The sequence below is a fragment of the Agarivorans albus genome, from assembly GCF_019670105.1.
In the GTDB taxonomy this organism is placed as follows: domain Bacteria; phylum Pseudomonadota; class Gammaproteobacteria; order Enterobacterales; family Celerinatantimonadaceae; genus Agarivorans; species Agarivorans albus.
Map to the genome: position 1 here is coordinate 4,415,991 of NZ_AP023032.1, position 14,215 is coordinate 4,430,205.

General features: G+C 44.4%; 17 protein-coding genes. 11 read left to right on the plus strand and 6 right to left on the minus strand.

The features are described from left to right. Positions 1-163 precede the first annotated feature (163 nt). Entirely contained in the window at positions 164-1,057 is an 894-nt protein-coding gene (locus K5620_RS19950) for a LysR family transcriptional regulator (protein ID WP_016401968.1), read from the plus strand. Between the two features lie 102 nt (positions 1,058-1,159). Beyond that, positions 1,160-1,927: a hypothetical protein gene (locus tag K5620_RS19955; protein WP_016401969.1), complete on the plus strand. Its 768-nt coding sequence runs from the start codon at positions 1,160-1,162 to the stop codon at positions 1,925-1,927. A gap of 1 nt (position 1,928) precedes the next feature. On the opposite strand, the gene K5620_RS19960 is transcribed toward K5620_RS19955, so the two are convergent. Continuing rightward, the gene (locus K5620_RS19960) at positions 1,929-2,822 is read right to left on the minus strand and encodes a LysR family transcriptional regulator (RefSeq protein WP_016401970.1); all 894 of its coding nucleotides are present in this window, start codon (positions 2,820-2,822) and stop codon (positions 1,929-1,931) included. 153 nt (positions 2,823-2,975) lie between these two features. Between K5620_RS19960 and K5620_RS19965 the strand changes: the two genes are divergently transcribed. The 8 genes from K5620_RS19965 to K5620_RS20000 all read left to right on the plus strand — a co-directional run bounded on the left by K5620_RS19965 (position 2,976) and on the right by K5620_RS20000 (position 9,626). After that, positions 2,976-3,332 carry a MaoP family protein gene (locus K5620_RS19965; RefSeq protein ID WP_016401971.1) on the plus strand — a complete coding sequence of 119 codons (357 nt, stop codon included), beginning with the start codon at positions 2,976-2,978 and terminating at the stop codon, positions 3,330-3,332. A gap of 36 nt (positions 3,333-3,368) precedes the next feature. Beyond that, on the plus strand, positions 3,369-4,274 hold the full coding sequence (rimK, locus tag K5620_RS19970; RefSeq protein ID WP_016401972.1) for a 30S ribosomal protein S6--L-glutamate ligase: 906 nt from the start codon (positions 3,369-3,371) through the stop codon (positions 4,272-4,274). 32 nt (positions 4,275-4,306) lie between these two features. Further along, a complete protein-coding gene (locus K5620_RS19975) occupies positions 4,307-5,329 on the plus strand; it encodes a succinylglutamate desuccinylase/aspartoacylase family protein (protein ID WP_221075133.1) in 1,023 nt (340 codons plus the stop codon). A gap of 13 nt (positions 5,330-5,342) precedes the next feature. Further along, on the plus strand, positions 5,343-5,897 hold the full coding sequence (locus K5620_RS19980; protein ID WP_016401975.1) for a mechanosensitive ion channel domain-containing protein: 555 nt from the start codon (positions 5,343-5,345) through the stop codon (positions 5,895-5,897). Continuing rightward, positions 5,890-6,315 (plus strand): ATP-dependent zinc protease family protein, encoded by a 426-nt coding sequence (locus tag K5620_RS19985; RefSeq protein WP_016401976.1) that lies wholly within the window; start codon positions 5,890-5,892, stop codon positions 6,313-6,315. The genes K5620_RS19980 and K5620_RS19985 overlap by 8 nt, the downstream gene beginning before the upstream one ends. Positions 6,316-6,384: 69 nt before the next feature. Then, complete coding sequence (locus tag K5620_RS19990; RefSeq protein ID WP_016401977.1) at positions 6,385-7,755, plus strand: magnesium transporter; 1,371 nt, start codon at positions 6,385-6,387, stop codon at positions 7,753-7,755. Between the two features lie 42 nt (positions 7,756-7,797). Further along, positions 7,798-8,769 carry a magnesium transporter CorA family protein gene (locus K5620_RS19995; protein ID WP_016401978.1) on the plus strand — a complete coding sequence of 324 codons (972 nt, stop codon included), beginning with the start codon at positions 7,798-7,800 and terminating at the stop codon, positions 8,767-8,769. 215 nt (positions 8,770-8,984) lie between these two features. Beyond that, positions 8,985-9,626 (plus strand): PEP-CTERM sorting domain-containing protein, encoded by a 642-nt coding sequence (locus K5620_RS20000; protein ID WP_016401979.1) that lies wholly within the window; start codon positions 8,985-8,987, stop codon positions 9,624-9,626. 54 nt (positions 9,627-9,680) lie between these two features. Here K5620_RS20000 and K5620_RS20005 read toward each other — a convergent pair whose 3' ends face one another. From K5620_RS20005 to K5620_RS20020, 4 genes are all read right to left on the minus strand, one after another. Next, positions 9,681-10,625, minus strand: coding sequence for a TerC/Alx family metal homeostasis membrane protein (locus K5620_RS20005; protein ID WP_016401980.1), 945 nt, complete (start codon positions 10,623-10,625; stop codon positions 9,681-9,683). A 340-nt stretch (positions 10,626-10,965) separates the two neighbouring features. Further along, positions 10,966-11,280 carry a DUF1840 domain-containing protein gene (locus tag K5620_RS20010; RefSeq protein ID WP_040307216.1) on the minus strand — a complete coding sequence of 105 codons (315 nt, stop codon included), beginning with the start codon at positions 11,278-11,280 and terminating at the stop codon, positions 10,966-10,968. 101 nt (positions 11,281-11,381) lie between these two features. Further along, positions 11,382-11,996 carry an SDR family oxidoreductase gene (locus K5620_RS20015; protein WP_221077423.1) on the minus strand — a complete coding sequence of 205 codons (615 nt, stop codon included), beginning with the start codon at positions 11,994-11,996 and terminating at the stop codon, positions 11,382-11,384. Then, on the minus strand, positions 11,938-12,591 hold the full coding sequence (locus K5620_RS20020; protein WP_016401984.1) for a hypothetical protein: 654 nt from the start codon (positions 12,589-12,591) through the stop codon (positions 11,938-11,940). Before K5620_RS20020 ends, K5620_RS20015 begins: the two co-directional genes overlap by 59 nt. Before the next feature lie 139 nt (positions 12,592-12,730). Here K5620_RS20020 and K5620_RS20025 point away from each other — a divergent pair, with 139 nt between their 5' ends. Then, positions 12,731-13,279, plus strand: a complete 549-nt coding sequence (locus K5620_RS20025) for a TetR/AcrR family transcriptional regulator (RefSeq protein ID WP_016401985.1) — start codon at positions 12,731-12,733, stop codon at positions 13,277-13,279. A 35-nt stretch (positions 13,280-13,314) separates the two neighbouring features. Here K5620_RS20025 and K5620_RS20030 read toward each other — a convergent pair whose 3' ends face one another. Then, entirely contained in the window at positions 13,315-14,205 is an 891-nt protein-coding gene (locus K5620_RS20030; protein ID WP_016401986.1) for an aspartoacylase, read from the minus strand. Positions 14,206-14,215: the final 10 nt, after the last annotated feature.

The following is a 14,215-nucleotide window of genomic DNA, read 5'->3' on the forward strand; positions in this document are numbered from 1 at the left end:
CAAATATGCGCAGCCTTACTGACCAATAAACGACAAATCGTTACGCACCAAGGCTTACACCAAATATTTATTTACTGAAGGCATGCACAAAGCTAATAAAAAACCTAAGCACTCACCGCACTGTTGCATATAATGGAACAACTAGCAGGGTAAGGAGGCAGCGATGAATTTAGACGACATGGAGTTATTTGTTAACTTGGCAAAACAAGGCAGTTTTACCAAGGCGGCAGACTTTACCAACATCCCCAAATCAACCATTAGTCGACGTATCACCAATCTAGAAAAACACCTTGGAGTAAAGCTGTTAGCCCGCACAACCCGCAGCTTAAGTTTGACTGAAGTGGGTATTAATTACCTAAAAGGCTGTGAAGAATTGCTAAACCAAGCTAAACAGCTAGAACAAAACACCCAGCAACAAAACCAGCACCCCAGCGGCACCTTAAGCATCTTCATCCCCAATACTCTGTTACGCATTTTTTGGCCGGTAGTGATTGAGATGATCAACCAATACCCAGAGCTTAAGTTTGAAGCATACAGCAGCGAAGGGCGCCAAGAAGAGCAAACCTCAACCCGCTACGACATTATGTTTCATGTGGATGAACCTAAAGACTCTTCACTGATTGCGAGGCGAATAGCCACCATAAAATATGACTACTACGCCAGCCCCACTTACATTGCTAAAAATGGGCTACTTCAAGTACCCAGTGACGTAGATAAACACCGCATTATCTTTAACTCAGTGTCACAAGCGCCCACTCATTCTTGGCGATTTGAACATAACAACGAACTAATATCACAGCCTGTCTCGCCATTTTTTAGCGTTCAAAACCCCGACCTAGGTTTAGATTTATGCTTGCAAGATAAGGGGATCGCACTAGTGCCGGATATTCTATCAAAAGAGTTAATTAAACAAGGGCGCTTAGTTAAAGCCTATGCTCAGCCGCAACAACTTAGTGGTTACATTTACGCTATTTATCATTCGCGACAATTTCTTCCCGCCAAAGTCGCAGTGTTTATCGACAAAGTGCAGGCCTTTTGGCAAAACAACCTTAATTAGTCCATTTGGTGAAACAATGGATTTCACCTTGGTGGATTTTTAAGCCACTTAAGCTTACCTACAATGGGCTCAACTTAACCAGTCCATTGCAGGAAACACTCAATGAAAATTAAAGCTTCCCTTTACGCACTTATCTTCGCTGGCCTTATTTCAAGTTCAGCTCATGCCGCTACGGTACAGCTAAAAGATGGCCGCTCCATCCAAGGTGCCATTGTGTCGCAAAATGCTGACGAGCTGGTTTTAGACATGCATGGTATTGAAGTAAAGCTGCCAACTGAACAGGTGCAAAATATTAGTTTTGGTGATACCCCGGAAGATGGCACCACCATTAGTAGCTTTACTGAAACCAACCAAACTAGCGCAGCGGCAAATACCGAGGCTAACCAAGAGCCTGTAACCGTGCCTGCAGGTACCATGCTTACGGTACGTATGAGCGAGGGCGTAAATACTCGCCAGCATGAAACCGGCCAGCGATTTACGGCGGTGTTAGAAGCCGACCTAATGGCCGGAGATGCCTTAGTAGCACCACGAGGTAGTACCGTTTATGGCCAATTAAGTGAAGTTAAAAAAGCGGGTCGTTTAGCAGGTTCAGCCAGTATGAGCATTACCCTTACCAATATTCGCATCAACGACCAAATGCACGACATTCAAACCGATGTATTAAGTTCAAGTGGCAGTAATACCGCAGGAGATACTGTGGGAAAAACCGCTCGAGCGGCAGCTATTGGTGGTTTAATTAACGGCAGCGATGGCGCTAAAAATGGTGCTAAAGTAGGTGTAGGAGCTTCGGTCATAACTCAAGGCAATGACATCGAGCTGCCTAAAGACAGCTTAATCGACTTCACCTTAACCGCCCCTATGCAGAGTTAAGTTACTCGGCAGGAGGAGTATCTCCGGCTTGTTGCAACACAAACGGACTGGTGGGCTCACTGTTATCCAACAGTGTTTCCACCTGCTTGATTTGCTCAAGCGCAGCAGAGTCTTTGCGATAACTTAGATACACAGGCCGTAGCCAAGGCTCGGCGTCTTCAACCAAACATAACTGCTGGCTATCGATAAACGGAGCTACCATCGACTCAGGCAAGTAACAAGCACCACCTTTTTCTAGAATAAAATCTAGAGCGATACGGCCAGTAGAAGTACGCAAGAAAGGCGGAGCAGTATTACTATGGCGCAGCGCATGTTCTGAGGCAAAGCGACTGCCCCAATCTACATACACATAGCCCTTTTCTAGCGCTTGCTGCTGCAACTGCGGTGTGGTGGACACCAATAACAATGATAGTTGGGCCACTTGGCTGCTTGCCAGTTCATCAGATTTTAGGGCGTCAAAACCCACCCCAATATCTAAAGTGCGCTCTAATAATGCGCGGTGCATTTGCTCACGCCCCATGGTTTCTGCGCTAAACGCATAACCGGTAAACACCTCGGTAACCACACTTAAGCCATGTTGCAAAAAGGCATCCCAGCTATTCGGCGTCCCCGCTAAAGCAAGTTGAATTGCATGAGCTTTGCTAAGTAATAACTCTGCCTTAGATTGCTCTAAGGTTCGCACCATATTTTCCGCGTAAGTAATTAAACGCTCACCGGAGCTGGTGAGTTTGATGGCATTGCGGTCTCGAATAAAAAGCTGGGTATCGAAATAGCTTTCTAACTGCTTAATTCGGGCGCTCACTGCCGCTTGGGTAATATACAAATTCTCTGAAGCCCGCCCAAAATGCTTTTCTTTGGCCACTTCCAAGAACGTTCGGAATACTTTTACATCCATTTACTTACGCCTCCCCAGCTAAGCTGAGGTTAACAAACAAATTTTGTTGTTACGACAAAAACAATTCGTTTTCTTGTTTCGCCAATAATCACTACCTTGCAGCCAACTTATCCCGCTGCTTAAACAGCCTTAATTCTCAGTTGGAGTGACCTCATGATTATCGATTTTCGCTTTGGCAACAAACGTTTTTATGACGACAAACGCTTTAAACATGGCTTTCGTAAATCAGGCGATTTCACTTTGCTTGAAGCGGAGTTACTAAGCTTATACGGCGAAACCATGCGCGCCATAGATGCCGGAGAATTACTGCCAGAAGGCAACCAAGAACAGCGTTTTTTATTGGTATGTAGCCAGCAGCTAGAGCCAGAAAGCAAGCTTGAGAAGCTCTGGATGAAGTACAAAAAGCTGGCACAAACTCGTCGACGTTTTCACACCTTACACAGTCGTTGTAAATCAACTACTGACAATTTTGAAAATGAAGATGAAACATTTATCACTGAAGATGATTAGCAAACAGGCTGAACTTTTAACCATTAGGACTGAACAATGCGTATAGCAATTTTATCTCGAGGCGAAAACCTCTACTCCACCCGCCGCTTAAAAGAAGCCGGTGAAGCTCGTGGGCACCAAGTAGACATTATCGATACCTTGCACTGCTATATGGACATAACCAGTAGCAAACCAACGGTACGGTATAACGGTGAAGTGCTACCCAAGTACGATGCAGTCATTCCGCGAATTGGCTCATCAATTACCTTTTATGGCACCGCGGTGGTACGTCAATTTGAAATGATGGGCACCTTTTGTGTTAACGAGTCGGTGGCGATTAGCCGCTCGCGTGACAAATTGCGTTCGCTACAGTTATTGTCGCGTAAGGGCATTGGCTTGCCGCGCACTGGTTTTGCCAGCAAACCTGACAAAATTCAGGATCTAATCAAAAACGTGGGCGGTGCTCCGCTTGTGATTAAACTGCTAGAAGGCACCCAAGGTATCGGCGTAGTGTTAGCCGAAACCAACAAGGCAGCCGAAAGCGTGATCGAAGCGTTTATGGGTTTAAAAGCCAATATCTTGGTTCAGGAGTTTATTAAAGAAGCTGGCGGTGCCGACATTCGTTGTTTAGTCGTAGGCGGCAAGGTAGTCGCAGCAATGAAACGCCAAGCTGCAGAAGGCGAGTTTCGCTCAAACTTACACCGAGGCGGCGCAGCTCAGCTAGTGCGTTTAAGTAAAGAAGAACGCGCCACGGCGGTAAATGCTGCTAAAGCTATGGGCTTAAACTTATGTGGTGTAGACATTTTGCAGTCAAACAACGGGCCAGTGGTAATGGAAGTAAACTCCTCTCCTGGCTTAGAAGGCATAGAAACCGCCACCGGCAAAGATGTGGCTGGTATGGTATTTGAATTTATAGAAAAAAACGCGAAACCTTTTGCCACTAAAACCCGTGGAAAAGGCTAAAAAGCCAAGCGTCAAACAATGAGGCAAAAAACATGATTATCGCTGGAACAGAAATAAAACCGGGAGAGCAAAAACATATCGAAATCCCTGTGGCCAAGTTATATACCGACACGAATATTTCGATTCCAGTGCTAATTACCCGTGCCAAACGACCAGGCCCAACGGTATTTGTAAGCGCGGCAGTGCATGGCGATGAGCTAAATGGCATTGAGATAATTCGCCGTTTAACTCGATCGCCAAGCTTTAAAATCACCAAAGGCTGCTTAATTGCTGTGCCAATGGTAAATATTTATGGGGTGCTTAATCAAAGCCGTTATATGCCAGACAGGCGCGACTTAAATCGCTGCTTTCCTGGCTCAGAAAAAGGCTCGTTGGCCGGGCGTTTGGCGCATATTTTCTTAACTGAAATTGTCGCTCATTGTGACTATGGGATAGATCTACACACCGGTGCGATTCATCGCTCTAACTTGCCGCAAATTAGAGCTAACCTGAAAGACCCCGAAACTAAGTTATTGGCCGAGGCCTTTGGCGTGCCGGTGTTGCTTAATGCCGATTTACGTGATGGCTCGTTACGCGAAGCGGCGGTAGATAACAACACCAAGATCCTGCTTTACGAAGCTGGAGAAGCACTGCGTTTTGATGAGTTATCGATTCAAAGCGGCGTGAAAGGAATATTAAAAGTACTGTCGCATTTAGGCATGGTTAAAAAACGCCGTAGCACTAAAAAAACCTCACCGTACATTGCCTATAACAGTGCGTGGTTACGCGCATCTGCCAGCGGCATAGTGAGTGAAACAACCCAGCTAGGCGACTTGGTTGAAGCAGGTGATATTCTGGCCGAAATAAATAGCCCTTTTGGTGAGCTAATCAGTAAAGTGAAGGCAAAGCGCTCGGGCATTGTGATCGGCAAGCAAAATATTCCCTTAGTACAGGAGGGCGATGCGATGTATCACCTTGCGTATTTTGGGGCAGAACAAGATGAAGTTGCCGAACAGATCGAGAACTGGCAAGAGTCCATAAACCCTGTTATCAACGCTGTTCAACATCCTCAATAGGAGAAGCTAAACAATGAGTATTAATACCTTTTTACTAATCGTTGTAGCATTTGCGATTTTTTATGTCGCGCAAAGCAAAGTAAATACTTTGGTGCTTAACTACGGAGCAGCACGCAATATTGCTAAAACACGGATCCACTATGTAAGTTGGGTGCTGCGTAGTGCTCTAGTATTAATATTAGCACTGGTGGTTAGTCTGATTAGCGATCTAGGCTTTAATGATTTTGGGGTATTTTTGTCCTCGGTATTTGCCGTTATTGGCGTAGCCTTGTTTGCTCAGTGGTCGATTTTAAGCAATGTCACCGCCAGTATTATTGTGTTTTTCTTTTTTCCTTACCGGGTTGGTAACCAAGTTAAGATCCTAGATGGCGATAACTCAGTTGAAGGGCGTTTAGAAGAAATCACCTTGTTCCACGTTATTTTGCTGGCCGAAAATGGCTCTAAGCTCACCTTTCCAAATGCCATGGTCTTTCAAAAAGCCGTGGTCATTGGTGAGCACCAACCTACTCGCGCTGTAGATTCCAAACCAAAAGCGCAAGGTTACGAAGAGGAAGTAAGCGGTGAATAAACTGGTAATTGGCAACTTAGAAACCTGTAACTTGCCAGACTTAGGCATTAATGATTTACCGGTTAGAGTTGATACTGGGGCAAAAACCTCGGCTTTACATGTAGACAATCTGGAGCAAATTAAAGTTAATGGCAAACCGCACATTAGCTTTGATTTGCACCCAGACATCTATAACCTGGAACAAGTTTGCCGTTGTAGTGCACCTATTTACGACACCAGGAAAATCAAGTCATCTAATGGTGACGTGGAGCAACGTTACGTTATACAAACGCGTTTTCAGCTGGGCGAACACATTTGGCCCATTGAGATAACCTTAAGTAACCGCCAAGACATGACCTACTTAATGCTGTTAGGTCGACAAGGCATGGGCGATAAAGTGTTGGTAGACCCTGCTCAAAGCTTTCTGGTAAACAGTTAACATTAACTAACCAGCGCCAAAATAAGGAATACCAGCACTTAATAAGCCGTAAACACAAGGACTTAGCCAATGACCAGCGAAAACCTAGCAAGCTCGAACCAACAAACCTTTGATGGTCATCATGATGCGGCGCTTCGCCGCGTTTTGGACGTTCTTGAACAAGAGCTGCCCGCTGCCGAACTCAGCTTTATAAGCCAATACGACAATGCGGTATTGGCTAATTTGCTTGAGTCTTTACCCGACAACTATCGTCAACACATTTGGCCTCAGCTAGCGACAGAGCGTTACTGGGACATATTGCATCTCATGCAATATGAAACCGTTAAACACTTCTTCGAGCTATTTAATCAATCACAGCTAAACGCGCTACAGCAAACCATTAGCGATACCGAAATTGTTGAGTTTGCCGATTTTCTTCCTGAATCGATGGTGGAGGCTTATCTTGAGCAACAAGACGAGCTTAGCGCGGCACAACTGCAAGATGCGCTAAGTTACGATGATGAGCAAATTGGCCGTTATGTAGATACTCACATACTACGTGCACGCCCCAATTCAACAGTAGGAAGAATCAAGCAGCGCTTAAGTGCCCAAACCGACAAGCATGTGGCAGTATACTTGGTGGATGCCCAAGGGCAGTTTCAGGGTGCTTGCAGCATGACCGACATCGCCAACTCTGCCGACACTACTAAACTTACCGAGCTTAGCCAGAACATTGAGGTATTTGACCACCAGCAAATGCTGGCCGATGTATCCTTATCTCTGAACATGGTGCCAGGCCATGCTTGGAACCCAGTACAAAAAGACGGAAAAATTGTCGGTGCAATTGCCTTATCCAACATAGTGCAATGGCTACAAGAGCGCAGTTTAGATGTTGCGATTATCGATACACCATCCGATGAAGAAGATCTGTTTACTCCTGTGCCTACCGCCGCCAAAATGCGCGCGATTTGGCTAACCACCAATTTAGCCACAGCGTTTTTAGCCTCATGGGTAATTGGCTTATTTGAAGGAGCGCTCCAACAACTAGTGGCACTGGCGATATTAATGCCGGTGGTGGCCAGCATGGGCGGTATTGCAGGCAGCCAAACCTTGGCGGTAGCCTTACGCGGTATAGCACTTAATCACTTACAGCAAAGTAACCTAAAGCTTCTACTTAACAAAGAGTTAAAGATTGCCGCATTCAACGGCTTAGTCTTGGGTCTGGTCATCGCTCTAGTGGTTAGCCTGTGGTTTAAATCTGCCGCTTTAGGTGCAGTTATCTTTGTGGCCATTGTTCTCAATAGCCTGGCCGCAGCAGCGTCTGCCACAATGATTCCATTTATACTTAAAAAAATGAAGATTGACCCAGCCGTTGCCGGTTCGGTAATTTTAACCACCGTGACCGACATCGTAGGTTTTGTGGCTTTTCTTGGCCTAGCCTCACTATTATTAATGGGCTAAACCTCCCACAAAAAATGCAACTCAATAGCTAAAAGGCACACAATGATTAGAACTTGGTTAAGCCATAAAGGCGAAGCGCCGATACAGAGCGACGAGCAGCAAATTGGTCCATGGTTAGAACAAGAAGCAGGCACTATCTGGATTGATATTGACTTGAGCAGCTTTAGCCATGCCAAGGCCGAGCAATTACTTAAGCGCTTTACGTGCCACCCTTTAGCAATAATCGATACTTTTCGTCCTCGCCACCCACCGAAAATAGAGCTGTTTGACGAACAAATATTCATGCTTTATCGAGGCATTCAGCACTGTATTGGTGATTTAAAATTTGAGCATATGCAGCTGGCCATGTTTGTAGGCAAAAACTATCTCATTACTCTGCACGATGGTCAGTCGCAGGGCATAGAAAGCCTGTTACAACAGCCCTTTCATAAATACTTACAGCACCCATTAAGTTTAGCCAGCCGGATAATGCACAGTGCCTCAACCTTGTATTTAAACCAGTTGCTAGAGTTTGAAGACCAACTAAGTGAATTAGAAGAGCAATTAAGTAGTCACGGAGACGACCAATTGCTCAGCACAATTACTCGCTATAAAACCGACATTCTTCGACTCAACCGAATTTTTAGTTACCACCTCAGCCTAAGTAAAAAACTACTGCACCTCGAGCAAGAACAAAGTGTAAACAACATAGCGATAGACCAACCGGTGCTGCAAGACTTACACGAGCGCTTCGAACGTTTGCATAGCCTTAGCAGCATGTATTACGACATTTGCGGTGATTTAGTGGATGGTTACTTGTCGATAAGTTCGCACAAACTTAACAACACCATGCGGGTATTAACCTTAATTACCGCCATCTTTGTCCCTTTAAGTTTTTTAGCCGGCATTTACGGAATGAATTTTGAAGTGATACCCGAACTTCATCACCCACATGGCTACTTCATTTTGCTTGGCACAATGTTGCTAATTGCAGTATCACTAATTGCCATATTTAAATGGAAGCGCTGGTTTTAGGCTGCCGTAAGCCGTAGTGCTACCATCTACTTATGTGCATCCAAATCATCAACTTACCCCAAAAGTAGCACGTCAGATTCCTTTACATCTTTTTTCTCAATCATATGTCAAATGGCATAAAGCCATGAAATAAAAGTAATTTTTTATTGGCTTAAAAATTGCTGACGAAATCACATCTAAAGATGTGATTTTTAGCCAAACAAGGGATAAAGAAATTGAAAAAAGCTAAGTTAATACTGTGTAGTTTAGTATTTGGATTACTTACCAACCTATCGGCGCAAGCTGGCGTGATTCTTTCGGCAGTAGATGTTAGTACTAATATGGGCACTCGCTTTGCTGGAGATATTAACAATACGATTGATCAATCGGGCCTTAATTCTACCTTTGTAAGTGGTGTAACTGACTTTGATACCTACAATCCAAGTAGCCAATCGGTTATCAATACCGCACCGCACCAGTGGTGGGGCGCAACCGATACCTTAGGCTATACCGATTTTGACTTAGGTGCAGTTTATAACCTTCACCGTTTTGCACTATGGAATGCTAATTTCATCTTTGGTGTTAAAGATTTCAGAGTGTTAATTGACGATAACGCAGCGTTTTCTAGCGCGCTTGATTTAGGCTCTTTCACCGCCAACTTTGACCAAGCTACTGGTCAAGTATTTGATTTGCTAGATGGTGTTGGCCGCTACGTCCGAATTGAACATCTATCTGTCCACAGTAACTCAAGTAACATTAACGAAGTGGCCTTTGATGTTAGCTCATTTTCTCCTGTGACTTCGGTACCAGAACCTAGCACTTTAGCTATTTTCGGTTTAGCTTTTGCCGGTCTAATGTTTAGACGTAAACAGCGCTAAACATAACCGCTATTCACCAACAAAAAACCCGCTTCAAGGCGGGTTTCTTGTTATTTAGTTTAACGAAACACTTACTCGCTTATTTCGCTGAATTGATGCCAATACTGCACTAGCCATCACCAGTAAAACGACAATCAAAGACACTGCTGTAGGGATTGCCCATACCGTCTCAACTAAAGCCATTTTCACCCCAATAAACACCATGATTACTGCCAATGCTGGGCGTAAATATACAAACTTATCTATCATGCCCTGCAATACAAAAAACAAGGAACGTAGGCCCAACAAGGCAAATACGTTAGCGGCTAATACTAAAAATGGCTCTTGAGTCACCGCAAAAATAGCCGGTATTGAGTCCAACGCAAACAACACATCCATCATAGCAATGGCGCTAATCACACTGGCCATAGGAGTAAACCAGCATTTGTTATCCCGTTTCACCCAAAAGGCATGGCCATGATACTGGTCGGTCACTGGCAATATCTTCGCCAGCAGCTTATTTGTTTGAACCTGGTTATTGGAGTACTTTTCTGGCAGGGCTAGCTGTATGCCTGTCCACACTAAAAAGGCCGCAAATACATACAGTACCCAGTGAAAGCTTGCTAACAATTGGCTGCCAACGGCAATCATCACACTGCGTAACAGCAGTGCACCAATCACTCCCCACAACAAAGCACGAGGGCGCAACTCAGCGGGTACTTTGAACTGGGAAAATATCACAGTGAATACAAATAGATTATCTACGCTTAGCGACTTTTCTAATAAGTAACCAGTGCTAAAAGCAATTGCCGCCTGTTGCGGACTATAACTACTGTTTGGCGCATACCACTGCCAACACCACAGTATAGAAAGGGCAAACACCATAGCTAAGGCAAACCAAAACACACTCCACAGAGCGGCTTTTTTAAGGCTGATATTGCCATTTCGAGTTTGCCAAACATCCACTAGCACCAACGCCAAGGTGGCGAGTGCAAATACAAAGTAAGTGATAGAGTTCATTACTGATCCTCAGGGGCAAAGGATCTAGTCTTTATGGGATAATGCCTAGACCTTCACAAACAAACACGCTTAACCTTTTGGCTAAGCACCTTTGTGTTGGTCTCGTCGAGATACCTCTCGGTACCTTCGCATGCCGGATAGGTAAGACACCTAACGGGATGACGACATGCAAATTTTCATCAACTACTCCCCAAGACGCCGCGATATTACGCCTAAAACTTGCCTCGCGCTAGAGTTATTTTGCTTAAAAATAAGACTATAATTTAAGAGTTATTTTTCATTAACTTACAGCACATCAGGTCACTAAATAGGAGCATTTTCGCGCCGCTAAACTTAGCTATCAGCTATCCCACATAACGTCACACTGTTTTTTAAGCGCTGAGCTGAGTAATTCAATTAAAGGTTGAGCACGAGTATTTAAACTAATCACAGGTTCCAATTCGGCGTCGTTCTCATCAGCGTTAGATTGTTCTGCCTGAGCTTGTGCAGCAAGCTCTAGCTCAGCTTTTAACTGGCTTAATGCTTCAGCCACATCTTCGGCCCGTATAGCTCCCGGCACACTGCCACTGTGTCCCATCATTTTTAACAGCGCTAAACCAATATCGCCAAACATGGTGACATTTGCGTAAGCTTTACATCTGAATGTAATTAACATGGGTATTTACCTATTAATAAATCAACACAAGGCTAGCAGCATAAAACGAATCGCCAACGCTTTCTTTAAGCAAAACGACATTGTTGCTTAACGCACTAAAATTAAACCCTTTGTGGTTTTGTTTTCGCACTTAGCTCATCACGATAATAATTACCTAGGGTATATTGTCCAAAAGCGGGCGCGATAGAATCTTGCCCCATCACTGTAAGAAAAAACTCTGCTGGCCCGCCCCATTTCTCTGGGAGTCGCTTAACAATACTAAGAGCAATGCGCCGGATAAAATCTGGAAGCTTAATCGATTTTGATGGCTTGTTTTGCGCTTCAAATGCCAGTTGAGTCATCTGGTTCATCGACAATACTTCAGGTCCGCCTACGTCTAATTCTGATTCACTCCGAGCTATTGCATCGATGCAAAATCTTGCTAGATCTTTGCCATGGATCGGATTAGCTCGCACCTCGCCATTGCCAAACATGTACACTTTCCCGCTTGCTGCCATACGATACAGTTCTGCCATATCGGAGAAAAATCCATTTGGCCTAAGCACACAGCCTTGCAGCAATGAAGAGCTTAATAAGCGCTTGGCGAACTTCTCTTTTGCCGCCAACAAACGCACTTGCGGATACTTTTTAGCATTAAAAGCCGAGACATAAATGAATTTACTGACCGCCGCTCGTTCCGCTTCTAACAGAAGATTCAAATTGGCTTGATAATCCACATCCAAATAAGTCAGGGCGATAAGGCTCTTCTCGCAATATATGGCTAATGAGTAGTTTGAGATAAAACAAAGGTAGAAACCACGCTAATCCCGGCGGTGCATCAAACACAGCTAAGCCAATTACTAGCGCAAACGAATACAAGATCAAGGCCACCGGACGCTGCAAATACAGCGGCGTTTTTAATACCCACGCACAAGCGACAAGCATATAAGTACCGGTTAGCAAAACCCACCACACATCCACCTGCAAAAAAGCCCAACTGAATAGGCTTAGCTGCACAAAATGCAAAGCTATAAAACTCATATGTTGTTTAAAGCCTTGTCCATCGCGATGAAACCAGCGCTTAGCACTAGAAGTAGCATTAGTAATGATGCCGCCAACAATATCAACCGCAAGAATACCCGCCACAACAAACTGAATTACACTCCATCCCAGCTCGCCGTGCCATGCCCACAACAGCAGAGCTGCGCTCGATATAAAAGGTACATACAGTTGCAAAGCTTTCTCCGCATCAGTAGCACCAGGACCAATAAAGCTGTCAATTTTCCCCTTCAAGCCAGCTCTCAATTCGGGTAGCTGCCAATCAATATTCATAACCTTCACCTTATTTAGACCAACCGGTCTTTTTAAAATAAAACCAATCGATGCAAAGGTAAAGTCTTATTTTGTCCGAGTGGTCTAAAAAAATAACCCATGTTATAGTGCTAGACGTAACAAAGAGCTAGAGAATCAAATGCCAAAGCTGATAAATCACGATGAAAAGCGCAAGGAGATTGCGCTAAAAGCCACAGAGATATTTCTCGAATATGGCTACAAAAATATTGGAATGCGCCAACTGTGTGAACAACTAGGCATGAGCAAAAGCGCTGTCTATCACTACTACAAAAGCAAAGATCAGCTTTTTATTGCAGCCACCGAAGCCATTGTAAGTGTTGATGCATCGGCGCTAATTGATGCCCCATTAGTGCCCCAGGCCAAGCTTGAACAGCGCTTAGAAAACTTTGTCATTATATTTCGGCAAATGGCGCCGCGATTCTTCAAAGAAATGCAACTTGTTGCCGACTATATTGAAGTGATTGGTGAGGAAAATGTGGCCAGCGATGCATGCATGCAACTGGCTAATCAGAACTACTTAGAGCTTCTGGCAAGCTATGTATCAGAAGAAGCTAAAGATAGCCTTTACACGCTTATGCTGGGTTTGCTAAACCATCAAATAATGGCAGGAAAACCCTTAGAGAAAAGCTACATAATAAAGATGGTGAGTGCGCAGTTAAGCAACTAACAAGAGCGCCAAATTAGCGCTCTTGTTAAGCGGTGTTACTCAAGCTCCAAATACACTTTATCCAGCAAGGACATGGCTAAGTCGTTATCGTAATAAGCCGCTTCGTTAATAAACGCTGGATATACTGTTTTCTCGCCTTGATAACAAATGTCTTCGCCCATAAAGGTTCTAAAAATAGGGTCACCAGTATTAATTGGCTGGTAGTCATTGTCTTGCACATTGCTGTGCACCATCGCTAGTCGTTCACCCTTGTCGTTAAGCGGCAGTTTAATGCTATCGAGATACAAAAAGGCTTCAACTTGTTTGGGTAGCTCAGGCAAATCTTGTTGATTATACAGCTCTACAAAATCAAGAATATGCCCGGTCATTTGCTCCATCTGCTCCAGCACATCTTGGCGCAACACCGATTGCGGCTGCGGCCCTACCTCAATTAAAACGCCATATTTACCACAACTTGCGAGGAAGCGGTGATTACTCATATCCTCTTCCGGTTCATCGAGAAACACCACGGCTTCTGGCATCTGCATAGTGACGTAAGCGGCAAGTTGTTTGTAGAAAGGTGTTTGCTCTAACAAGATAAGGGTAGGTCCCATGTTAGAGGTGGTATTGTGCAAGTCGATAACCAAATCCATGTTCGGTTTCGATTTAGGCCCAAGCTGCTGGTGCAACGCTTTAGCGCGTGATTGCTCATAATTGGCCAAACTAAAATCAGCCAAGTTACTGGCGCTAAATTGGCGATTTAAATCAGCATCAATGTAGCGTTTATTTTCACCATGCGCTTTAGGGTTGGCAAATACAGTTTCTACTTTGAGGCTAGGACGGGCAATAAGCTGAGGATGTTGCTGCCATTTATTTATTAAGTACACCCCACTAAATTCATTACCGTGGGTGCCACCTACAATGGCAACATTATTAATCTTCGACAAGTGCAGCTCT

Coding starts and splice junctions, on each gene's coding strand:
- K5620_RS19950 (WP_016401968.1), top strand. CDS start 164: ATGAATTTAGACGACATGGAGTTATTTGTTAACTTGGCAAAACAAGGC.
- K5620_RS19955 (WP_016401969.1), top strand. CDS start 1,160: ATGAAAATTAAAGCTTCCCTTTACGCACTTATCTTCGCTGGCCTTATT.
- K5620_RS19960 (WP_016401970.1), bottom strand. CDS start 2,822: ATGGATGTAAAAGTATTCCGAACGTTCTTGGAAGTGGCCAAAGAAAAG.
- K5620_RS19965 (WP_016401971.1), top strand. CDS start 2,976: ATGATTATCGATTTTCGCTTTGGCAACAAACGTTTTTATGACGACAAA.
- rimK (WP_016401972.1), top strand. CDS start 3,369: ATGCGTATAGCAATTTTATCTCGAGGCGAAAACCTCTACTCCACCCGC.
- K5620_RS19975 (WP_221075133.1), top strand. CDS start 4,307: ATGATTATCGCTGGAACAGAAATAAAACCGGGAGAGCAAAAACATATC.
- K5620_RS19980 (WP_016401975.1), top strand. CDS start 5,343: ATGAGTATTAATACCTTTTTACTAATCGTTGTAGCATTTGCGATTTTT.
- K5620_RS19990 (WP_016401977.1), top strand. CDS start 6,385: ATGACCAGCGAAAACCTAGCAAGCTCGAACCAACAAACCTTTGATGGT.
- K5620_RS19995 (WP_016401978.1), top strand. CDS start 7,798: ATGATTAGAACTTGGTTAAGCCATAAAGGCGAAGCGCCGATACAGAGC.
- K5620_RS20005 (WP_016401980.1), bottom strand. CDS start 10,625: ATGAACTCTATCACTTACTTTGTATTTGCACTCGCCACCTTGGCGTTG.
- K5620_RS20010 (WP_040307216.1), bottom strand. CDS start 11,280: ATGTTAATTACATTCAGATGTAAAGCTTACGCAAATGTCACCATGTTT.
- K5620_RS20020 (WP_016401984.1), bottom strand. CDS start 12,591: ATGAATATTGATTGGCAGCTACCCGAATTGAGAGCTGGCTTGAAGGGG.
- K5620_RS20025 (WP_016401985.1), top strand. CDS start 12,731: ATGCCAAAGCTGATAAATCACGATGAAAAGCGCAAGGAGATTGCGCTA.